General features: G+C 61.7%; 21 protein-coding genes. 5 read left to right on the forward strand and 16 right to left on the reverse strand.

Annotation, left to right across the window (positions count from 1 at the left end; all coding sequences use genetic code 11):
• Positions 1-49: 49 nt before the first annotated feature.
• The gene (locus R8871_RS25850) at positions 50-982 is read left to right on the forward strand and encodes a LysR substrate-binding domain-containing protein (protein WP_012433318.1); all 933 of its coding nucleotides are present in this window, start codon (positions 50-52) and stop codon (positions 980-982) included.
• An 85-nt stretch (positions 983-1,067) separates the two neighbouring features.
• Here the strand turns inward: R8871_RS25850 and R8871_RS25855 are convergent, their stop codons facing one another.
• Complete coding sequence (locus tag R8871_RS25855) at positions 1,068-2,456, reverse strand: 8-oxoguanine deaminase (RefSeq protein ID WP_175053005.1); 1,389 nt, start codon at positions 2,454-2,456, stop codon at positions 1,068-1,070.
• 516 nt (positions 2,457-2,972) lie between these two features.
• Here R8871_RS25855 and uraH point away from each other — a divergent pair.
• The 4 genes from uraH (at position 2,973) to R8871_RS25875 (ending at position 6,719) form a co-directional block, all read left to right on the forward strand.
• Positions 2,973-3,326 (forward strand): hydroxyisourate hydrolase, encoded by a 354-nt coding sequence (gene uraH / locus R8871_RS25860; protein ID WP_074283346.1) that lies wholly within the window; start codon positions 2,973-2,975, stop codon positions 3,324-3,326.
• 327 nt (positions 3,327-3,653) lie between these two features.
• Positions 3,654-4,847, forward strand: a complete 1,194-nt coding sequence (locus R8871_RS25865; protein WP_175053006.1) for a urate hydroxylase PuuD — start codon at positions 3,654-3,656, stop codon at positions 4,845-4,847.
• Positions 4,848-5,106: 259 nt separating this feature from the next.
• Positions 5,107-5,373 carry a helix-turn-helix domain-containing protein gene (locus R8871_RS25870; protein ID WP_054035321.1) on the forward strand — a complete coding sequence of 89 codons (267 nt, stop codon included), beginning with the start codon at positions 5,107-5,109 and terminating at the stop codon, positions 5,371-5,373.
• Positions 5,370-6,719, forward strand: a complete 1,350-nt coding sequence (locus R8871_RS25875) for a type II toxin-antitoxin system HipA family toxin (RefSeq protein ID WP_175053007.1) — start codon at positions 5,370-5,372, stop codon at positions 6,717-6,719. Before R8871_RS25870 ends, R8871_RS25875 begins: the two co-directional genes overlap by 4 nt.
• Positions 6,720-6,853: 134 nt before the next feature.
• On the opposite strand, the gene R8871_RS25880 is transcribed toward R8871_RS25875, so the two are convergent.
• The 15 genes from R8871_RS25880 to R8871_RS25950 form a co-directional block, all read right to left on the reverse strand.
• Positions 6,854-7,366 carry an ureidoglycolate lyase gene (locus R8871_RS25880; RefSeq protein WP_154566196.1) on the reverse strand — a complete coding sequence of 171 codons (513 nt, stop codon included), beginning with the start codon at positions 7,364-7,366 and terminating at the stop codon, positions 6,854-6,856.
• Positions 7,363-8,376 (reverse strand): allantoicase, encoded by a 1,014-nt coding sequence (alc, locus tag R8871_RS25885; protein ID WP_175053008.1) that lies wholly within the window; start codon positions 8,374-8,376, stop codon positions 7,363-7,365. The genes R8871_RS25880 and alc overlap by 4 nt, the downstream gene beginning before the upstream one ends.
• A 73-nt stretch (positions 8,377-8,449) precedes the next feature.
• Complete coding sequence (uraD, locus tag R8871_RS25890; RefSeq protein ID WP_106351861.1) at positions 8,450-8,971, reverse strand: 2-oxo-4-hydroxy-4-carboxy-5-ureidoimidazoline decarboxylase; 522 nt, start codon at positions 8,969-8,971, stop codon at positions 8,450-8,452.
• The gene (gene puuE / locus R8871_RS25895; protein ID WP_054035317.1) at positions 8,968-9,918 is read right to left on the reverse strand and encodes an allantoinase PuuE; all 951 of its coding nucleotides are present in this window, start codon (positions 9,916-9,918) and stop codon (positions 8,968-8,970) included. The genes uraD and puuE overlap by 4 nt, the downstream gene beginning before the upstream one ends.
• A gap of 272 nt (positions 9,919-10,190) precedes the next feature.
• A complete protein-coding gene (locus R8871_RS25900; RefSeq protein ID WP_175053009.1) occupies positions 10,191-11,057 on the reverse strand; it encodes an aspartate/glutamate racemase family protein in 867 nt (288 codons plus the stop codon).
• Between the two features lie 24 nt (positions 11,058-11,081).
• A complete protein-coding gene (locus tag R8871_RS25905) occupies positions 11,082-12,563 on the reverse strand; it encodes an NCS1 family nucleobase:cation symporter-1 (RefSeq protein ID WP_175053010.1) in 1,482 nt (493 codons plus the stop codon).
• 336 nt (positions 12,564-12,899) lie between these two features.
• Entirely contained in the window at positions 12,900-13,640 is a 741-nt protein-coding gene (locus R8871_RS25910) for a GntR family transcriptional regulator (protein ID WP_054035315.1), read from the reverse strand.
• 315 nt (positions 13,641-13,955) lie between these two features.
• On the reverse strand, positions 13,956-14,882 hold the full coding sequence (ldcA, locus tag R8871_RS25915) for a muramoyltetrapeptide carboxypeptidase (protein ID WP_175053011.1): 927 nt from the start codon (positions 14,880-14,882) through the stop codon (positions 13,956-13,958).
• A 27-nt stretch (positions 14,883-14,909) separates the two neighbouring features.
• Positions 14,910-15,611, reverse strand: coding sequence for a tRNA adenosine(34) deaminase TadA (gene tadA / locus R8871_RS25920; protein WP_246287720.1), 702 nt, complete (start codon positions 15,609-15,611; stop codon positions 14,910-14,912).
• Positions 15,612-15,769: 158 nt separating this feature from the next.
• Positions 15,770-16,171 carry a DnaJ family domain-containing protein gene (locus R8871_RS25925; RefSeq protein ID WP_175053012.1) on the reverse strand — a complete coding sequence of 134 codons (402 nt, stop codon included), beginning with the start codon at positions 16,169-16,171 and terminating at the stop codon, positions 15,770-15,772.
• A 584-nt stretch (positions 16,172-16,755) separates the two neighbouring features.
• Positions 16,756-17,355: a 2'-5' RNA ligase family protein gene (locus R8871_RS25930; RefSeq protein ID WP_175053013.1), complete on the reverse strand. Its 600-nt coding sequence runs from the start codon at positions 17,353-17,355 to the stop codon at positions 16,756-16,758.
• A 429-nt stretch (positions 17,356-17,784) separates the two neighbouring features.
• A complete protein-coding gene (locus tag R8871_RS25935; protein ID WP_175053014.1) occupies positions 17,785-18,546 on the reverse strand; it encodes an OmpW/AlkL family protein in 762 nt (253 codons plus the stop codon).
• Between the two features lie 80 nt (positions 18,547-18,626).
• Complete coding sequence (locus R8871_RS25940; protein WP_175053224.1) at positions 18,627-20,417, reverse strand: acyl-CoA dehydrogenase C-terminal domain-containing protein; 1,791 nt, start codon at positions 20,415-20,417, stop codon at positions 18,627-18,629.
• A 14-nt stretch (positions 20,418-20,431) separates the two neighbouring features.
• Positions 20,432-21,379: an electron transfer flavoprotein subunit alpha/FixB family protein gene (locus R8871_RS25945; RefSeq protein WP_175053015.1), complete on the reverse strand. Its 948-nt coding sequence runs from the start codon at positions 21,377-21,379 to the stop codon at positions 20,432-20,434.
• 18 nt (positions 21,380-21,397) lie between these two features.
• Positions 21,398-22,147, reverse strand: a complete 750-nt coding sequence (locus tag R8871_RS25950; RefSeq protein WP_171926059.1) for an electron transfer flavoprotein subunit beta/FixA family protein — start codon at positions 22,145-22,147, stop codon at positions 21,398-21,400.
• Positions 22,148-22,180: the final 33 nt, after the last annotated feature.

Raw genomic sequence — 22,180 nt, forward strand, 5'->3', positions numbered from 1 at the left:
ATATACCCACGCCCGTTCGATCAGCCAGAACATATATTTCGGAGAAGTCATGAGTCAGCAACGCGAGGCGATCGATACGTATCTATTACGCGTCTTGCACACCCTGTTGATGGAACGCAGCGTCACGCGCGCGGCCGTCAAACTGAATCAATCGCAACCCGCCATCAGCGCGGCCCTGCGCCGTTTGCGCGACATCACCGGCGACCCGCTGCTGGTGCGCGGCAAATCCGGCATGGTGCCGACCGAGTACGGCCTGCGCCTGCTCGAACCGGTGCAGAACGCGCTGCGCGAAATCGAACGCATCAAGTTCCAGCAGCACAACTTCGATCCCGCCACATCCATTCGCTGCTACCGGATCGGTTGCCCGGACTACCTGAACGTGCTGTTCGTGCCGACGGTGGTGGAACGCTTTCGTCAGGCCGCGCCGAACGCGACGCTCGAGTTTCACTCGCTCGGGCCGGCGTTCGACTACGAACTCGCGCTCGAGGACGGCAAGCTCGACATCGTGGTCGGCAACTGGCCGGAACCGCCGGAGCAGTTGCACCTGTCGAACCTGTTCGTCGATCAGATCGTCTGTCTGATGAGCAACGCGCATCCGTTCGCCAAACGTGGCGGGTTGACGCTCGACCAGTACCTGAATGCGCCGCATCTTGCGCCTACTCCTTACTCGGTGGGCCAGCGCGGCGCGATCGACGTGCACCTCGCGCGCGAGCGGTTAAAACGTCATGTGGTCGTTACGTTGCCGTACTTCAATCTGGCGCCTTACGTGCTGATCAAGTCCGATCTGATCTTCACGACTACGCGCCTGTTTGCCGACTACTACGCCAAGTTCCTGCCGCTGACCGTGGTGCCCGCACCGCTCGATTTCCCGCCGATGCAGTACTACCAGCTGTGGCATGAACGCGTGCATTACTCCGACGAAGTGCGCTGGCTGCGCAGTCTGGTTGCCGAAGCGACCAAGACGTTGATCGACAAGCCTTAATCTTTTCTCTGCGCTCTATCAGCATCTTTGCGGATGCCGATAGAGCTGCTTCTTCTGCTTCTTCTATTCCGCTCTTACTCCGTCATCAGGCGGCCGCTTCGTACAGCGTCTTCGCCAACCGGTTGTGCTGCTCGATGACCGGCCCGAGTTCCAGCGTCGTCAGTTGACCGTCCTTCACCACCACCTTGCCGCCGATCACGCTATGACTCACCTGCGACGGCGCGCAGAACACCAGTGCCGCGACCGGATCGTGCAACGCGCCCGCAAACAGCGGCTGACGCAGATCGAAGGACACGAAGTCCGCCGCCATACCCGGCGCCAGTGCGCCGATGTCATCGCGATTGAGCACCTTCGCGCCGCCTAGCGTCGCGATCTCCAAGGCTTCACGCGCGGTCATCGCATCCGGCCCGAAACCGACCCGCTGCAGCAGCAGCGCCTGACGTACTTCCGCGACCATTTGCGCGCCGTCGTTCGAGGCCGAACCGTCGACGCCCAGTCCCACCGGCACGCCGGCAAGTCGCATCCGCTTAACTGGCGCAATCCCCGAGGCGAGCCGCATGTTCGAACACGGGCAATGCGCAACGCCGGTGCCCGTACGAGCAAATAGCTCGATGCCCGCATCGTCGAGTTGCACACAGTGCGCGTGCCATACGTCGTGGCCGACCCAGCCGAGATCTTCCGCATATTCGGCCGGCGTCATGCCGAACTTCTCGCGGCTGTACGCGATATCGTTGACGTTCTCCGCCAGGTGCGTGTGCATCGACACCCCGTAATGCCGCGCCATCACCGCCGATTCGCGCATCAGGTCGCGACTCACCGAGAACGGCGAGCACGGTGCGACCACCATGCGCAACATCGCGTAGCGTCCTTCGTCGTTGTACGTCTCGATCAGCCGCTGCGTGTCCTTCAGGATGTCCGCTTCACGCTCGACCACCGAATCCGGCGGCAAACCGCCGTCCTTCTGCCCCACGCTCATGCTGCCGCGCGCCGCATGAAAACGCATGCCGATCCGCTGCGCCGCGACGATGCTGTCGTCGAGGCGGCTGCCGTTCGGGTAGATATACAAATGGTCGCTCGAGGTCGTGCAACCGGACAGCAACAGCTCGGCCATCGCCGTCAAGGTCGAGACTTCGATCATCTCCGGTGTGAGGTTCGCCCACACCTTGTAGAGGTTGGTCAGCCAGCCGAATAGTTCGGCGTTCTGCGCGGCCGGAATCGCGCGCGTCAGGCTCTGATACATATGGTGGTGCGTGTTCACCAGACCCGGAATCACCAGGTGGCCGCGCATGTCCAGCACTTCGTCGGCCGTTTGCGGTAATTCCGCCGTCGGTCCGACCGCGACGATGCGGTTGTCCTCGATATACATGCCGCCGTCGCGCAGTTCGCGCCGGGCGCCGTCCATCGTGACCAGCACGTCCGCATGCTTCACCAGCATCGTTTTCTTTGGCTTGATAGCCGCCTGCTCCATCGTCATTCGTTTCTCCGCTTCATTGCTTCCGTGCAAAGCCGTTCGAACGCGATGTGACGGCACGCCAACCGTGCCGCCGCGTCCCGTCGAACGCCGTTGGCCCGGTTACCCAGCGTGTTTCCGCCGTCTTCGGGGTGTGCCGCGCTTCGCTTGTGTTTGCTGCGGCGCACAGGTGTAACCTTCGACGGTCAAAATAATGCTGACAACTCGCGCCGGTGCGATACCCAACCTCACGCTGCCGATATAGTGGGCCTTTTTTGGCGCCGGTACGATCGAATTGCACGGCAATAGTCGAATGAATCGACTCAATGTGGCTTTCAACAGGCTGTCTGTCATGCGCCAGGTATTATCTTTCCTATCTCGCGCGCGCTGACGTGAACATCCTTTTTACAATGGCTGCCACGGCGCTCGCTTCAATTCGCCGACGGGTATGTAGCCACTGACGTGGAGCCTCGATCCGCCGCAACGTATTCTGGATCGGGCCGCCGCCGAAACCTCGCATTCACATAAGGAAAATTGCGAATGGGAAAGCTCACTACCCACGTGCTCGACACCGCGAACGGCCGTCCCGGCGCGGGCATCAAGGTCGAACTCTTCGCGCTCTCCGGCGACACCCGCCGCGCGCTCAAAACCACCACCACCAATGACGACGGCCGCTGCGACCAGCCGCTGCTCGAAGGCGACGCATTGGTCCCGGGCGAATACGAACTCGTGTTCGGCGCCGGCGACTACTTTGCATCGATCGGTACGAAAGTGCCGGAGCCGCGTTTTGTCGATCGCGTCGTGTTGCGCTTCGGCGTAGCCGATGCCGGTGCGCACTATCACGTGCCGCTATTGGTATCGCCGTGGTCGTACAGCACCTATCGGGGTAGCTAAGGGACAGCTAAGGGGCAGCCAGGCTGAACCAGGCGTATCGATAGGTGTTGGAGGAGAACGAGGTTGAAGTCGCGCTGTATTTGCGAGCGCGCCCGATTGCACTGTGCGGATCTTTGGAGACACCGCGAAGCGCAATCGAACGCGAGCGACTCGACCCGAAGTTCCAATAAAAAACGGCGCGGTGCGAACTGAGCACATCGCGTCTCTCACCCCGCAGTCTGCGCAGCGACATCGTGCATGCCGACGACCCGTCAGCCGGGTCACCGAAGGCGTAATCAAGGCACAAACGTCGTTGCGCGTACAACGAATCAGAAGTGGAGGAGTTTCATGGAAGGCTTTATCACTGACTGGCTGAACCTGGCATTGCGCTGGTTCCACGTCATCGTCGCCATCGCGTGGATCGGCGAATCGTTCTATTTCGTCGCGCTCGACAACAGCCTGAAACCGCCTACGGACCCGAACCAGCGTAAGCGCGGCGTGTTCGGCGAACTGTGGCACGTGCACGGCGGCGGCTTCTACAACATGCAGAAGTACACCGTTGCGCCGCCGGAAATGCCGGACGATCTGCACTGGTCCAAGTGGCCGTCGTACACCACGTGGCTGTCGGGCGCGAGCCTCTTCACGGTGCTGTATCTGATGTCGCCGTCCACGTACCTGATCGACAAGAACGTACTCGACATGGGCCCGGTGGTCGCGGTTGCTTCGGCACTCGGCTTCCTCGCCGCAGGCTGGATCGTCTACGACTCGCTGTGCCGTCTGCTCGGCAATAAAGACAAAGTGCTCGGCATCTGCGTCGGCATTTATGTCGTGATCGCGGCTTACCTGGCGTGCCACATCTTCGCGGGCCGCGCGGCGTACCTGATCATGGGCGCGATGCTGGCAACGATCATGTCGGCGAACGTGTTCTTCGTGATCATCCCGGGTCAGCGCAAGATGGTTGCCGCGATGCTCAAGGGCGAAACGCCGAATCCGATCTACGGCAAGCGCGGCAAGCAACGTTCGGTGCACAACACGTATTTCACGCTGCCGGTGGTGTTCGCGATGCTGTCGAACCACTACGCGATGACGTACACGAATCAGTACAACTGGATCGTGCTCCTGATGATCATGCTGGCCGGCGCGCTGATTCGCCAGTTCTTCGTGATGCGTCACCGCGGCCAGGTGCTGTGGTACCTGCCGCTGGTGGGTATCGCGCTGATGTTCGCCGCCCTCTTCTCGACAATGCCGAAGCCGATCGTGCCGCAAGCGCAAGCCGCGAACGCGCCGAAGGTCACCGTGGCCGAGATTGCGCCGGTGCTGCAACAACGCTGCGTGGCATGCCACTCCGCTCATCCGACGATGATGGGCAGCGCCCCGGCCGGCGTGTTGCTGGATACACCGGATGAGATCTCGCAGAATGCGCAGCGGATCTACCAGCAGGCTGTGACATTGAAGGCGATGCCGCTGGGCAACGTCACGCACATGACTGACGACGAGCGGATGAAGATCGCCGCGTGGTTCGAAGGCGGTGCGGTGAAGTAATGAACTGGCCGGGTAGGTTGCCCGGCTTGGCAAAGCAGCATGAAGCGGGCTTTTCGCGTGAGCGGGAAGCCCGCTTTTTTGTTGATCATTCGGTCCGGACGGTTTGTCAGAGTGACAAGGGAAATTGTAGCCCAAGAGATACAAATTTAGCGAAATTCGATAAAATGTAGCCCATGAGGCACAAAACCATAAAAACAAATTGTGGCTTATGGGCTACAATATGGCTAACATCCGTTAATTTGATGCCGCGGGGCTACAAATGACCAATCTCGCTGACGTATCGGACATGCTGAAGGCCGTTCGGCGCGAAAGCCACTTGTCTCAAGAGGAATTGGCGCGCCGCGCGGGCGTCGCTCGCACCACCGTCGCGCGTATGGAAACGCTCGCCAAAAACGATATGAGTGTGTCGGTGCTCGTGCGCCTGCTCGAAGCTGCCGGCTACGACCTCAAGTTCGTCGCGCACGGCCACGGGCGAACACTCGAAGATATCCTGGCTGAACAACGCATGCCGGACGCGGACTCATGAGGCTCGACGTTCAGGTACTGGGCAAGCACGTCGCTACGCTGTTTCGCGAGCGCGACGACTACGTCCTCAAATACAACCGTGATGCGACGGCGGCTGACTTCGTCAGTCTGACCATGCCGGTGCGCGAAGAAGCCTGGCGCTGGCCACGCGACCTGCATCCGTTTTTCCGGCAGAACCTGCCGGAAGGCTACCTGCTGAATCTGATCCGCGAGCAATTCGGCCCCCTGCTCGACGGCACCGATCTGTCGCTGCTTGCTGTAGTCGGCGCCATGGGCATTGGCCGCGTCACCGTGACGCCCGAAGGCGTCATGCCGGGCAACGAACTTCAAGCGCTAGATGTCCAGGACATCCTGCACGGTGACAACACGGCCGAACATTTTGCTTCACTGGTGCGTGAATATGCGCGCGCGGCCATCTCGGGCGCCGTGCCGAAGTTCATCGCGCCGCAGGCGGATGCTTCCGGCGCGTCCGAACCGATGCCGCTCGGCAAACCCACCATCCGAACGAGCCGCCACATCGTCAAAGGTTCCGACGACAACACGCCGTTTCTCGGCTTCAACGAGTTCTACTCGATGCGCGTACTCGAGCGGCTCGGCGTAGCGCCGGTCGCGCGCACGCAGATGTCGGACGATGGACGCGCGTTGATCGTCGAGCGTTTCGACGTGGATGCGCGCGGACTGCCCGCGTACGGCGTGGAGGACATGTGCGGTCTATTGGGCCTGCCGCCGCACGAAAAATACAATTCGACCAGCGAAAAGATGCTCAATGCCGCACGAGCCTATCTACTCGATCGAGACAGTATGCGGCAGCAACTCGAGCATCTCGGCTGGCACTTGCTGACGAACTACGTCGTGCGCAACGCGGACTGCCATACGAAGAATGTCGCGCTGTTTTACACGTCTGTGGATGACGTCGCGTTTACGCCCGTCTACGACATCGTCACGACACAGGCTTATCCGCGTTTCGCGGCCAATCCACCGGGCCTGCCGATCGACGGACGTAAAACCTGGGCGGCCGGCAAAACGCTCGAACGATTTTTCAATACACGCATGGGTATCGCACCGCGGCAATACGCGCAGATGGTCGAAGCGTTATGCGACTCGGCGGTCGCCGTCGGTCACGAGTTGATTGAAGCAGCACGCAACGAGCCGCAGTGGCGCAACGTCGCCAAGCAGATGCTGCACGCGTGGGACGACGGTATGGCGTCGTTGCGTTCGCCGAAGAAGAGCTTGCAGTTCAAAGGGCTCAAACCGGCGATCGAAGCGGCGGGATTTTCCGCACCGGAGCCGCCCGAACATGCGCGCGAAGTCATTGGGCGTTCACCGCTTCTCGGCAAGCGCAACTGACCAGCGAGATTGCGCCCCACGGCGTGGTGGTCCGCAAATGAAAAAAGCCCACAGCGTGCACTGTGGGCTTTTTTATAACCTGCCTGCTCAACGTACTACGCTAAGGTTGGTCAAGGCAAGCTAAGGCAACGAGTTCAGACGGTCACTGCGCTCAAAGCATCTTCGGTGAGCCAGAGCGACTCGGCCAGATCCTGCTCGTTCAGGTTCAACCCGTCGCCGCCACGATCGACAACGATAAAGTCGCTCACGTCGCCCAATGCGATCAGCGGATGGTGCCAGACACCTTTCGCATAGTTCACACCTTGCCAGCCGCTCGTCACGAACGCACGAATCTGCTTCGGATCGAGTTCGCCTGCCGGCGCCACGACCACCAGATACGGCTTGTCGTTCAACGGCACGAAGGCCTGGCTGCCCAGCGGATGACGTTCGAGCATCTTCACTTCAAACGGCAACGTGCGCGGCTGACCGCGAAACAGATTCACCAGCGTGCGGCCGTTCTCGTCGGTCACGTCTACTTTCGCGAGATCGTGATAGCGAATCGTGGTGCCGAGGTTGATCGGAATCTGCTTCGCGCCTTCGAGTTCGACCACGTCGCCGAATGCGGCGAACGCTTCCTTCGTCAACGGTTCGATCGCCAGCGTTTTCATGATGCGAGCGTGCCCCACAGACGCAGACGCGATACGCCGCCGTCCGGAATGATATTGAAGCGCACGTGCGTGACCGGACCCAGCGCAGCGATTTCGCTTTCGAAATAGTGCTGGTTGTCCATCTTCAGCTTCTGTTCGCCCAGCAGCACCGGCCAGAACATGGCTTGCGTAATCAACGAGCTGTCCGTGCCGCCCGTCACATACGCGGCCTGAATCGAGCAGCGGTCCGGATAGTTGCCCTTGAAGTGAGCCGTATCGACTTCGATCTTCCTGATCACGCCCGGTTGCGCCAGTGCGACGATCGCCCAGTCGTTACCCGGTTCACGGCGGCGGCGCGTTTCCCAGCCGTCGCCCATGTTCACGCCGCGGCCCGGCATCAGAATCGTCGATGCAGCGCCGAAGTGCTGGTTATTCGCCGCGACCAGATACGCGCCGTTTTCCATCGCGGCCAGATCGAACTGCTCCGTGCGGCTTGCGCCGGCCCAGTCGACTTGCGGCTGGCCATACACACGCAGACGCGCAATACCGCCGTCCGGGTAGATGTTCACGCGCAGGTGCGTGTACGCATTCGTGTCGCTGACTTCGTGATAGTGGTGGCTGTTGCCTTGCAGCGTGGTCGACGGAACGATTTCGGTCCATTGCGTCGACTGGTTCGGCACGCCGTCCACAACGCGCGCAGCCTCGACCGAAGCCGCCGGCGGGAAATTGCCCGTGAAGTGGCTGGTGTCGAGGTCGAGACCCTTGATTACGCCCGGACGCGCGAGCTTCACGACGCACCAGTCGTAGCCGTTCGCGCGCTTGCGGCGCGTTTCCCAGCCGTCCATCCACTTGCCGTTGTTGTCGTACTTGCCCGGAATGAAGACGGCCGGTTCCGGATTCAGCATGCGATCCTTCGGTGCGAAGAAATCGTCGCTGGCCTCGAGCGCCTGCGCGCCCAGGCGCGGGTCCGCCAGATTCACATAGCGGCGCGTGAATTCCGGTGCGTTGGGGTCGAGAATCGGGAGTGCCATCTTTGTCTTCCTTAATGTTTGCTGGTACGGAAAAAACGTTTCGGTTCGAGGTCCGCGACGCGTAGTTAAAACCTTACGCGTCGATCAGGTCGTCGAGCCGGAAACGTGCGATGCGGTAGATCTGATCGAGGCTGGCGCGCAATTCATCGGCGCGGCTGTTGTTCACGCGCGCCTCGAAGTTCGCGATAATGCCGTGGCGGTCATAACCGCGCACCGCGAGAATGAACGGGAAGCCGAACTTCTCGCGATAGGCGCTGTTCAACGCCAGCAGCCTGTCGAATTCTTCCTGCGTGCACTGGGCCAGTCCCGCGCCGCTCTGCTCACGCGTGGATTCGGCCGTCAGTTCACCGCGCACCGCTGCCTTGCCGGCGAGCTCCGGGTGGGCGTTGATCAACGCCAGTTGCTTCTCTTCACCGGCGGTCTCGACGATGTTCGACATCTTGCTGTGCAGTTCGTCGATGCTGGCAAACGGCCGTTGCTGCGCGGCAATTTCCGCGACCCACGGCGAGTGCTCGAAAATGCCCGACAGCGCTGCGACGAACGCGTCGGTCGAGGTGCTGTTGAGTTGATCCAGAGTGTATTGCATCGCCTTCATGCCGCTGCCCCGCGGTTGTTTTGTTGGTAAGGGTGATGTTCGCGCCAGTGACGCGCGATATCGACGCGCCGCGTCACCCACACGCGATCGTGCTGTTCGATATGATCGAGAAAACGTTGCAGCGCGCGGAAGCGCCCCGGACGGCCGAGCAGACGGCAGTGCATGCCGATCGACAGCATCTTCGGTGCTTCGTCGCCCTCTTCGTACAGCACGTCGAATGCGTCGCGCAGGTACGTGAAGAAATGGTCGGCGGTATTGAAGCCTTGCGGACTTGCAAAGCGCATATCGTTGGTGTCGAGCGTGTACGGCACGATCAGTTGCGGGCTCTTTGCGCCGCCCGTCACGTCGACATCCATCCAGAACGGCAGATCGTCGCCGTAGTAATCCGAGTCGTACAGGAAGCCGCCGTATTCGGCGACCAGCCGGCGCGTATTGGGACTGTCGCGGCCGGTGTACCAGCCAAGCGGCCGCTCGCCAGTAATGCGCTCGATCGCTTCCATGCCAAGGCGCATGTGTTCCGCTTCTTTTTCCGGCGACACATCCTGATAGTGAATCCAGCGATAACCGTGACAAGCGATCTCATGACCGAGCTCGACGAAAGCGCGGCCCAGGTCAGGATGCCGTTCGATCGCCATGCCGACGCCGAACACCGTGAGCGGCAGGCCGCGCTTTTCGAATTCGCGCAGGATGCGCCACACGCCTGCGCGCGAGCCGTATTCGTAGATCGACTCCATGCTCATGTGACGGGACGGATAGGAGGCCGCGCCGACGATCTCCGACAGAAACTGTTCCGAGCCCGGATCGCCGTGCAGCACGCAGTTTTCACCGCCCTCTTCGTAGTTCAGGACGAATTGCACCGCGACGCGCGCCCGACCCGGCCAGTTCGCCTGCACCGGGTGGCGGCCGTAGCCGATCAGATCACGTGGATAGTTCGAATCGAGTGGCATGGTTTGACGAAAACGTGGAGACGGACCGTAAAATTCGCGCGGAACTCACGTGACAGGCACGAGGGTTTGCGTGCGTTCTGCATGCGCGGGTGTGCGCTTGCCTGCATTTGCCTGCGGTTGTTGCTTCGCAAGCAGGCCGGCGCGGGCGGAGGCAGCCCTGAAAAAGCGGCACCAGAATCAGCAGCAAAATAGCATTCGGGTACCAGCGCCGAGTGGAACCAGTGTAGCGAAAACACCCGGGTGCGCCCATACACCCGGGCAGATAGTGCGTGTCAGACTGGATGTATGTGCGAAGCCGGTCCCACCGGGCGTTCCGTGGTGTTTACCCGCAGTAAACCACTCGAATCTGCACTTTCCGTGGCGCTCGCTGCCGAACCGCGCGACGGCTGCGGATTTGGGTCCGCATCGGTCGGACTGAAGGCTTCCAATGCGCCGTCGTAACGCTTGGCCAGCGGCCGCGCATAGTCGCCCCGCTTGGCTGTCGACAGCCGCAGCGCGACCAGCGCCTCGGTCCATTTGACCGCCGCCGTCACGCCCTCGATCACCGGCGCGCCCAGCGCATCTTCTATCTCCGCGCACAATTCGGCCATGCCGGCACAACCGAGCACGATCGCGTCCGAGCCGTCCTCCTCCAGCGCGCGCCGGCATTCGTCGAGGATGATGCGGCGCGCCGCCGAGCCGGGCTTGTCGAGATCGAGCACGGCGACGTCAGTTGCGCGGACGTTGCGGCAGAAGCGCTTCATGCCGTAGCGCTCGGCGAGATGCCACGCCATGCCGCAGGTACGCGCCAAGGTGGTCACCACCGAGAATCCGGGCGCCAGCACGCTTGCGGCGTGCATCGCCGCTTCGGCGATGCCGATCACCGGACCGCGCGCCAACTCGCGCGCCGCGTATAAACCCGGGTCGCCGAAGCAGGCGATCACGTAAGCGTCGCAGCCCTCACGTTCCCCGGCAATGACCTCGGCCAGCAACCCGGGGGTTGCGAGCGCTTCGTCGTAATAGCCTTCGATCGAGGGCGGCCCCATCGTCGGATTAACCGCGATCACTTCGGTGCCGGGTGCGGCGACATCGCGCGCGCAGCGGCCCATTGCTTCGGTCATGCGTTGCGTCGTATTCGGATTGATCAGTTTGATGCGCATAGCGACTCCTGTTGCAGCACTGACTCAGCGAGCCAGCACGCGGTAGAACACAGCACCCAATCCAGCCCCGATGAACCACGAGAAATTGGCCAGCCCGTCGAGCGTCGGCACCATCACGCAGATCACGGCGATGAGCGCAGCCGGCAACAATGCAGCCACCGCGCGGTAGTTGACACCGTTTTTGTACCAGTACGAGCCGCCCGGGGAGACCGAGTAGAGATCATCGAGCACGATCTTTTGACGCTTCACGAGGAAATAATCAACGATCAGGACACCATACAACGGTCCAATGAAACTGCCCAGTACATCGAGCGTGTAGTGAATCACCGCCGGATTGTTAAACAGGTTCCACGGCGTAATGAAAATCGACGCCACCGCCGCGAGCATGCCACCCGCGCGCCAGCTGATCAGACGCGGCGCGACATTCGAGAAGTCGAAGGCCGGCGACACAAAGTTAGCGACGATGTTGATTCCGATCGTTGCAATCGTGAAGGTCAATGCGCCGAGAATCACCGCGGTCGGATAGTCGATACGGCCCACCGTTTCGACCGGGTCCGTGATCAGTTGGCCAAACACCGGCAACGTCGCCGCGGTCGTAATCACCGTCACCAGCGAGAAGGCAAGGAAGTTGACCGGCAAGCCCCAGAAATTGCCGCGCCGCACGCTGCGAAAACTCTTGGCGTAGCGCGAAAAGTCGCCGAAATTCAGCATCGGCCCGGAGAAGTACGAGACCACCAGCGAGGTCGCCGTGATCATCACCGGCACTACTTCCATGCCGTGATATTTGACACCGCCCAGGTTGATGCCGATGTTTCGCCATCCTGCGCGATACACCATGTAGCCCGCGAGAATGAACATCACCACATAGACCGCCGGACCAGCGAAGTCGATGAACTTCTTGATGGTCTCCATGCCGTGCCAGAACACCAGCGCCTGCAGGACCCACAGCAACATGAAACCGGCCCAGCCAAGCGTCGACAGGCCCATAAAACCATGGCGATGCAGGTCCGCGTACGGCAACAGTTGCGGGACGAATTTCAGCACCACGATTACCAGTGCGCTCGAGGCCAGATAAGTTTGGATTCCGTACCATGCTACTGCGATCAGGCCGCGAATCACGGCCGGAATATTCGCACCGAGCACGCCGAACGTTGCGCGGCAGGCCACCGGATAAGGCACGCCGTTCGCCTGACTCGGCTTGGCAATCAGGTTGCAGAGCAGGTTGACAATCGTAATGCCGACCAGCAACGCGATCAGCACCTGCCAGCTCGTCAGTCCAAGCGCGAACAGACTGCCCGCGAATACATAGCCGCCTACGCTATGCACGTCCGACATCCAGAACGCGAAGATGTTGTAGGCGCCCCAGGTTTGATGGCGCAGCGGCGCCAGATCTTCGTTGTACAGCCTCTCGCTGTAGCCTGCTGGTATCGACGGATCGCTGGGCGCGCCGCCGTCTGCGTAGGTGGGAATTGCGGGATTGCCGGGCGCTGCACTGAACTGAGCCATGATTCCTCCTTGGGATAGGGACCATCGATAGCGAATCGAAGGACGTTGCATCGGCCATGCCAGCGGCCCTCTTCTCCTCGATCTGAAAATGGGAGCTTTGAGCCGATTAATGAACCGTGCCGCGGATGTCTCCGTACTTGATGTACTTTTGGTTATCGCACCGCCTGTCGCCGCGAATTCCCGGCGATGCGTTACTACTCCAGGGCTGTCATCCCGTGACGGCCACGCGTGCGCAAGCCGGCAGCGCTCACGCAGAGCCGCCTTGCAACGCCTGATTCGGTTCAGTTCAATTCAGTGCGGCGCGCACCAGCAACGGGCGCACACCGGCCGCTTGCCTCAGCCTGGCGCGGACTTGGGTCTAGCTGCTTCCTTCGACGCGCCGCCAAGGGCGCCAAACACTTCATGCAGATCGGCCGCGCCGCGTGCGGGGCGCTCCAGCATCTTCAACTCGACGCTTTGCAAATGGCGCGACATCAGTGCCGCCGCCTCTTTTGCATCGCCGGCGTCGAGCGCGGCGAGAATCGCTTCATGATCCTCGAACGAGCAAGGGCTGCGTCCGAGCGACTCGTACAGTGCCGAAATCAGCGTGGAGCGCGCCACCAGTCCATTCAGGCAGTCGCACAGCACGGCGTTGCCGGTGAGCCCGGCCAACTCGGTATGAAACTCGCCCGACAGGCGAATCCACGCCGGAAAATCACGTGTTTCGAACGCTTTGCGTTCACGGCCGATCATGCTGCCGATGCTCTTCAAACGGCGCAGACCATGACCGCCGCAAATCTTTTCAACCACGGCCAGTTCGATGATCCGGCGCATCTCGAACACTTCATGCACTTCCTGCAGCGACGGGCTGGCAACAAACGCACCGCGATTCGGTTCGAGGTCGACGAGATGGTCGGTGGCCAGTTGCGCGAGCGCCTGCCGGATCGGGCCGCGCTTCACGCCGAATACTTCGCATAACTGTGCTTCTGTCAGCTTGGCGCCAGGCGCTAACCGATGCTCGAGGATCGCGGCGCGGATGCGCTCGGCGATCGTTTCGGCTTTCGGACCATTCGCGGCGGCGGAGTCTGTGTCGGACATGATGTGCGTCTCGGTATGGTTGTCATCATAGGATGGACATAAAGATTGTCAACAATTTTTGTCTTGAATTTCGACAATCCAGACGCCCGGGCCATAGCGTGGCTTGGCAGACAGCCCGCACAGGCCTTACTCAGCTTCACTACCAGTTTAATTAATGTATGGGATGGTCGTCTATTGGAGACGGGTTTTGTCAACAAAGTGAGGGACATGCATGGGACCGTTCTGTCGGGTGTTGCGGTGAATACTCGACCGTTAGTTGCGTTGAAGGCTCAAAAATAAAGCGGACAAACGCCCGCTTCCCTACTCCACGCCGTTTCAGGCAAGGGTCGGATAGCCCGACAACGACAGTTTGAACCCATGCGCGTTGGCAACGAGGTGCGCGTCCGCGCCGACCGGCAGCGTCAGCATGTTGGGAATATGGCCGAACTGCAGACCGGTAATGACCGGAATCCCGATCACCGAGCGCACCTGCTCGATCATTGCGTGCAGATCGTAGCCGTTGTCGTACTCGTACGGTTTGCCGCCGGAGAAATCGCCGAGTACAAGCGCCTGCTGCTGCGCGAGGATGCCCGAGAGGTGCAATTGATAAAGCATCCGCTCGAGCCGGAACGGCTGCTCGTTGACGTCTTCGAGGAACAGAATGCCGCCCTGTACCGGCGGCATGTAAGGCGTGCCAATCAGCGATGTCACCACCGCCAGATTGCCGCCCCACAACATGCCGGTTACATCGGTGCTCTGCGCTTGCGGCACATTGCTCGTCACCGTCATGGTCGGACGGGTTAGCGCGGACCAGAAGTGCTGCATGGTGAACTCGCTCAGATCTTCCGCGCCGAAGTCGCTCATCAGCATCGGGCCGCCGAAAGTTTTCACGCCGGCGCGTGCCAGCAAAGCAAGCTGCACCGCGGTGAAATCGCTATGCCCCACCAGCGCGACCGGTTGATCGGTCAACCGCCGTTGCAGCCCTTCGTAGTCGAGCCCGTGCAGGATGCGCACTGCGCCGTAGCCGCCACGCACGGCCAGCACGATGTCGGGCAACGCACGCGAAGGGTCCGCCAGCCGGTTCAGATCGGCGGCACGCTCGCCGTCGGTGCCAGCGAAGCGCTGGTAACGGCGCTTCGTCGCCTCCACACCTTCGATCCGATGCCCCTGCGTATGCAAGCGATGCAATGCGCGATGCAACACCTCGGCATCATGCGGATACCCTGACGGTGCGATCAATTCAATGATGCGATGGACGGTCATTGGCAAGACCTGTTGGACGTTGTTGTTTTAGAGTGACTCAGCCGGCCCCGGTTCGTTGCGTGCATCGGCGTGTGCATCGGTGTGCGCGTCGAGGCCTGCGTCGGGATCGGCTTCAGCGTGTGCTTCGCTGTGTGTTGTGGTGTGCGCTTCGGCGTGCAAACCGGGCTGCGCTTCGCTACTTGCAACGACGTGCGCCTCGCCCCGTGCCGCCGCGCGTGCTTCCCGGCTTGCGCGCCGCCGCTCGGCAAAGAACGATTTGAGCGCGGCGCCGCATTCGGTTTCGAGCACGCCGCCGATCACCGTGGTGTGGTGGTTCAACTGCGGATTCGCGAATGCGTCGACGACGCTGCCGCACGCTCCGGTTTTCGGATCACGCGCGCCGAACACAACGCGTGCGATACGCGCATGCATGATCGCACCGGCGCACATCAGGCAAGGTTCCAGCGTCACATAGAGCTCGCAGCCCGGCAGCCGATAGTTTTCGACAGCTTGCGCGGCGGCGCGCAAGGCGATCATCTCCGCATGCGCCGACGGGTCGTGCGCACCAATCGGATGGTTGAATCCTTTGGCGATGACTTCGTCCCCCCGCACGAGCACCGCGCCGACCGGCACTTCGCCCGCTGCGCGGGCCTCTTCGGCAGCAGCCTGGGCGAGCGCCATGAAGCGACGATCACGCTCCGACACGGGCGGTACGGGTGATTCGTCGGGTGTTGGGGTATCGATCAGCATCGCGGCGGTCGCGGTTGGCGTTGGATCACTCGCCGCCGGCACTGAAGTATCGGAATCAGCGGATCCGAACCGGTCAGCCGGCAGTGTTGCCGCCTCAGCCGATTCGCCTGATTCGACAGACTCCGGACCCGCCGAGGCGGAGCGGGCAAGCGACTCGCTCACTGCGAACCTACATCGGCCATAGTGAGGTTGCCGACGCGCTCCGAGAGCCGCTCGGCAATGCGGCGGCAGTACTCGCGCGGCAGGACCAGGGGACCGCCGCGCAGCGATTCAAGCGCCATATCGAGCGCCAGCATGCGCGCCTGGAGACGGCAGCGGGTGGTCTTGTCGCTCACGGCATTGAGCTCCGCCTGCAGGTCGCGCAAGGCGCGCAGCTGCTCGACAGCCGGCGGCACGAAGCCCGCATTCTTCAAAATCCGGTTGGCGACGCGCACTTCCTCCGGGACCAGTGCATCGTCCTCGAGAGGCAGTGGCGCGCCCGCGCCCGGCAAATCATCGAACTCACCGCGCGCAGCTGCGGCGGCAATACGCTGTTCGACTAACGCATCAAGCAATTTCATCTGCAGTCCACTACGTTGCGGCCCAAGCATTCTATCAGGGAGCGCGCGACGGTTTTGACTGTCTGACCGACGAATCCCCCTGGTTTTCAGATTCTGCGTATTTGAGGGGCGCATGGCGTGAATTAGGGTGAAGGGTCGCCGACGCCGCTGCGTCGCACTCGCAAAACTTACGAATATCTTTCGATTCACGCCGCGAAAACGGCCACTCGGTCCTGCCTCTGCCCCGTTCATGGAGTCCACTTACGCTATGCAATCCGGAATCACCGAGCACCACTTCGACACAGCACTTCGAGCTTGCGCCGTATGCGGCGACCCGCGCCTGAACGCATTGACTGCGCGGCTTCGAAAGCGCGCTTTCAAACGATATCTGCGCGCGACAATGACGACCATTGCCATGTCGGCCGCGCTATCAGGCTGCGGCGTGTTCTGCGGAGGCGCAGGTGGAAGCGGCGGCGGCTTTGCCGGCGGTTGCGCAACCGGCGTGAGGTTCTAGACCGGAGCAACGCCTGAGCGAGTCATCGAGAACGGGCGGCCCCTGCGCCGCAACGCATCCGCTTCCCGATGGCGGAAGCAAGCCAGCATATTCACCCGGCCGCCAATAACCAGCGCGCCAGAACGACATGCCGGGTACGGCCGAGCAGGCTGTGCACCAGCGCAAACTCTCGCACGTTCCAGCTGGCGGCTTCGACAGGACGTGTTGCGATCCAGGGCATCCCGTAAGCGAGTGTCACGTGCGGGACGTACGGCGTAGTCGGCGAGACCGCACGATCCTCAAATCCAGCGTTCAGCAATGCCAGTCCGAGTGCATCGTGAAGCGCGTGGAGCCCAACGACGCCCTCGCCTCCACCCAACACCAGCGGCCCCGGCCGCGGCTTGAGCGCAAAACTGACCGCGCTGTCGAACTCGACGCTAAAGGGCTCCATGCTGATCGACGCGGCCGCGTTCATGGCGGCATCCACCCGCGCCTGCGGCAAGCCGCCCGCGAAATTCCCGAGGTGTAGCAACGTGACGTGCAGCCGGTTGGCCGCGAGCGGTTTGCTCTTCGAGCGCGCCTCTGAGCAAAACTGCTGCGCCAGCTTCGAGATTCCCGTTGCCGTGCGCGTATCTGGAAAGACGGCGAAGAACAGGCCGTCAGTCGGCACAGGTGGCGCCTCCAGCCCCGGCAGCCAGAGTTGCTCAGGCATGGCGCGCCTGAATGAGTGACGCAAACATTTCGACGAATCTCCTCGCATCGATGCGGGCTTGCCCACGCATCTGAAAATTTTTACGACTCGATGGGACGAGACGAGGTTCAGCCCCGTTGCCCCCGCCCGCTCACGCCCAATGAACATGCACTCACTGACCGTCCACGCACGATACTGTACATTCATACAGTATCGCTGACAACGTGGAATCGCTCAATCCGCAGGAAGTACTGGCCGACGCAGGGATATGCCCACGATTTTGAGCACGCCCGGCACACGAAAAAAGGGCGCCGCAGCGCCCTTCTTTCGTGCCTTCAACTCATCTCCAACGCCGACTCAACCGGAAACGAACCCGGCGCAGGCAAAGCGCAGCTCTGCTCACTCGTCTCGAAGGCCGCACAGCGCAGCCGCAGCTAGAACATCCGTCCGCTAAAACCGGTATCCCAGTCCAAGAAAGACGATCACCGGATCCGCCGTGATCCGCGTCCTGTTGGACAACACCGTCTGACCGTTGGCCGCCACGGCATTAACCGTCGCATTTGTCTTGAGAGACAGATAGGTCACCGACCCCGTCGCATACCAGTTCTTGCTGATGTTGTAAGACGCACCCGCGACGAACGCGGGATTCCACGACGGACTGAGCGATGCTGTCACCTGTCCGCCCGGCCCCGCAATCTGCTGCAACGCGCCGCCGAATGTCGAATTGAGATTGGTATGCGAGAACCAGGTGTAGTTCACGCCGACACCGACGAACGGGCGCAGCTTCGCCTGCGCGTCGAAGAAGAAATACTTCAGGAACAGAATGGGTGACCACGAACGGGTGGTAGCGAGCGGCTGCAGATTCCCCAGATCGAGCGATGGGCCGCCCGCGCCGAATGGTGTGGCTTTACCCTGCGCAAAAAGCTGAAGCTTGGGTGGTATGCCCGCCGCCAGGTCAACGGCAATATTGTCCGTGACGAAATACGTGTTCGAGAGTTCCAGGGTGAACGTGTTATGTATCTGACCACCCGTGCCCGTTGACGTGAATGTGCCCAAAGCCGAACTGCTCTGCAACGAGGTTGCGGACGACGGAGCAAAGTCGAGCCAAACGCCACCCGCGCTGGTTATGAGACTGCCGGCGCTCTGCGCCATCGCGCTGCTGGTACATAGCGCGCCTGGTATTAACGCAAGGCATGCAAGTTTTTTAAACATATCCCCTCCACTTTATTTCGTATTACATATCAATAGTTTTGCATCGACACCTGTTCCCGCAGCACCGCTTGTCTCGCCGCTCAGAACTGCTCGATTGGAAGGCTCGACCCGCCCGATGCGCCGCTGCGGATCGCCTTCAGGAGCGCATTCGCTTTGGGCAAGATCTTGTCGGTGTAGAAGCGTGCAGTGGCGAGCTTGGTGCGATGAAAGTCCGGGTCCTCATTCGCTGCGTTTTTTCCCGACGCAATGAGCGCTGCGCGTCCCATCTGCCAGCCACCGCACACATAGCCGGTGAGCATCAGGTAGTCGACGGAACTGGCAAGCGCGGCATCGGGCTGTGTCGCCAGGGCCTGCAGCATCCAGGCGGTGGCGTCTTCAAGCGCCTGCACGCCGTCCGCGAGCGCCGCGCCCACGGACGCCACTAGCGTATCCGTGCTGCGCGTGAGTTCCAGCGCGGCCTCACGTATCTCCGCAATCAGGTCGGCCATCCCCGCGCCTTTGTCTGAAGCGAGCTTGCGACCGGCAAGGTCCGCCGCCTGAATGCCTGTGGTGCCCTCGTAGATCGGCGCAATCCGTGCGTCACGCAGGAACTGGCATGCGCCCGTCTCTTCGATGTAACCCATCCCGCCGTGCACCTGCACGCCCGTCGACGCGATCTCGACGCCCAGCTCCGTGCACCATGCCTTCAACACGGGAATCAGAAGATCGACACGCACCTGGCGACGTGCGCGTTCACCGGCGTCCGGATCACGGTGCGCGCGGTCCATGTCCGCGGCCATCACATACGCGAAGGCACGCATGGCTTCGATCTGGGATTTCATCGTCATCAACATGCGCCGCACATCCGGGTGATGGATGATCGCCACGGCGCCTCCCGATTTGCTGGACGCGAGCCGTCCCTGGACACGTTCCTTCGCGTATTCGCGTGCCTGCTGATAAGCACGCTCCGCGATCGCGAGTCCCTGGATACCCACCTTCTGGCGCGCCTCGTTCATCATCGTGAACATATGCGCGAGGCCTTTGTTCTCCTGCCCCACCAGATAGCCGATCGCCTCGCCCTGATCGCCGAAGCTCATCACGCAGGTCGGACTCGCGTGAATGCCGAGTTTGTGTTCGAGAGACACGCAGTGCACGTCGTTGCGCGAGCCCGGCGACCCATCGGCATTGAGGAGGAATTTCGGCACGAGGAACAGCGAGATGCCGCGCACGCCTTCCGGCGCGTCGGGCGTGCGCGCCAGCACGAGGTGAATCACGTTATCCGTCATGTCGTGATCGCCCCACGTGATGAAAATCTTCTGGCCGGAGATGCGATAGTGATCCCCGTCAGGTACGGCCTTGGTGCGCACGGCGGCGAGGTCCGAACCGGCTTGCGGCTCGGTCAGGTTCATCGTGCCGGTCCACTCGCCGCTGACCATCTTCGGCAGATAGCGTGCTTTCAACTCATCAGAACCGTGTTGCCGCAACGCCTCGGTGGCGCCGGCGGTCAACAGCGGACACAGCGCGAACGCCATGTTGGACGAGTTCCACATTTCCACGGTCGCCGCCTGCAGAAGTTCGGGCAGGCCCTGGCCACCGAACTCCGGGTCGCCGCTCAGGCCGCTCCAACCTCCCGCGACGAACTGCCCGTAGGCAGCCGGGAAACCGTCGGCGGCCACCACGCCATCAGGCGTCAGCCGCGCGCCCTGTTCGTCGCCTGGCTTGTTGAGCGGCGCAAGCACTTCGGTCGCGAGCCTTGCGGCCTCTTCGAGTACCGCCTCGGCGAGTTCCGGAGTCGCCTCCTCGTAGCCCGGCAGCGAAGACAACTCGCCGAGCTCCGCCAGTTCCGTCATCACGAAACGCATGTCGCGCAGCGGCGCAATATAAGTGCTCATCATGTGCTCCTGCATCAATCCTGTTGTAATTTGTCCAGTCCGCGGGACAACTCCGGCAACACCTTGAACAGGTCGCCCACGATCCAGTAATCGGCGACCTGAAAGATCGGTGCCTCCTCGTCCTTATTGATCGCGACGATCACCTTCGAGTCCTTCATCCCGGCCAGATGCTGGATCGCGCCGGAGATGCCGACCGCGATATACAACTGCGGGGCGATGACCTTGCCGGTCTGGCCCACCTGATAATCGTTGGGCGCGAAGCCGGCATCGACCGCCGCGCGCGATGCGCCGACCGCCGCGTTGAGCTTGTTGGCAATGTCATCGATGAGCGCGAAGTTTTCGCCGGAACCCATGCCGCGGCCGCCGGAGATCACGCGTTGCGCGGACGTCAGCTCCGGGCGTTCCGAGCGGGTGAGCTGATGACTCACGAAGCGCGAGCCCGGCACTTCAGCCGCAGGCTCCAACGCGTCGATCGCGGCGGTGCCCCCTTCGGCGGGCGCGGCCGCGAAGGCCGTCGTGCGAACGGTAATCACCTTGATCGGGTCGGCGCTTCGCACCTTTGCCAGCACGTTGCCCGCATAGATGGGGCGTACGAACGTATCGGCAGATTCGACGGCACTGATCTCTGAGATCTGCGCCACGTCGAGCAACGCGGCCACGCGCGGCATCACGTTCTTCGCGGTCGTGGTAGCGGATGCGATCACGTGGCTATAGTCAGACGCGATCTTCACGACGAGCGCCGCCAGATTCTCGGCCAGCGCATGGCCGTAATGCACGGCGTCGGCGTAACGAACCCGCGTGACGCCGGCAATACGGGCCGCCTGTTCGGCGACTACTGCGCTTTGCGAGCCGGCCACGAGTACATGAATATCGTCGCCGAGTCGGGCGGCGGCGGTAACGGCATTCAGGGTCGCTGTCTTGAGCGCCTGATTGTCGTGCTCAGCAATAACGAGTACGGGCATTTTTTCTCCCCTTGTGGGTTAGATGACGTGGGCGACGTTATGCAGCTTGTCGATCAGTTCGGCTGCATCGGCGACGCGAATGCCTGCCTCGCGTTTGGCGGGCTCCGCGAGCCCGAGCGTAGTGAGCCGCGGCTTGACATCGACGCCGAGCGCGTCCGGCGTCACCACATCGAGCGGCTTTTTCTTCGCCTTCATGATGTTGGGCAACGTGGCGTAGCGCGGCGTGTTCAAGCGCAGATCGGCGGTAATAACCGCCGGCAGATCGACTTCGATCGTTTCGAGGCCGCCGTCGATCTCACGCGTGACCGTGGCCTTGCCCGCTTCGATCGCGACCTTCGAGGCGAATGTCGCCTGCGGCCAGCCGAGCAGCGCCGCGAGCATCTGGCCGACCTGGTTCGAGTCATCGTCGATCGCCTGCTTGCCGAGCAGCACCAGTTGCGGTTGCTCCTTATCCACTAGCGCCTTCAGCAACTTCGCGACCGCTAGCGGCTGCAACTCCACATCCGTGTCGACCAGGATGGCGCGGTCGGCGCCCGTTGCCAGCGCGGTGCGCAGCGTTTCCTGGCAAGCCTGTACGCCGCACGAAACCGCGATCACCTCGCTCACCACGCCGGCTTCCTTGAGGCGCACGGCCTCTTCAACGCTGATCTCGTCGAATGGGTTCATCGAGAGCTTCACGTTGGCGATGTCGACAGCGCTGCCGTCGGCCTTTACGCGGACCCTCACATTCGCGTCGACGACGCGTTTGACAGGAACAAGTACTTTCATTGCCTACTCCATTTGAAAATTGCTTAGGGGTTG

It is taken from the genome of Paraburkholderia sediminicola (genome assembly GCF_902859805.1).
Lineage (GTDB): Bacteria > Pseudomonadota > Gammaproteobacteria > Burkholderiales > Burkholderiaceae > Paraburkholderia > Paraburkholderia sediminicola.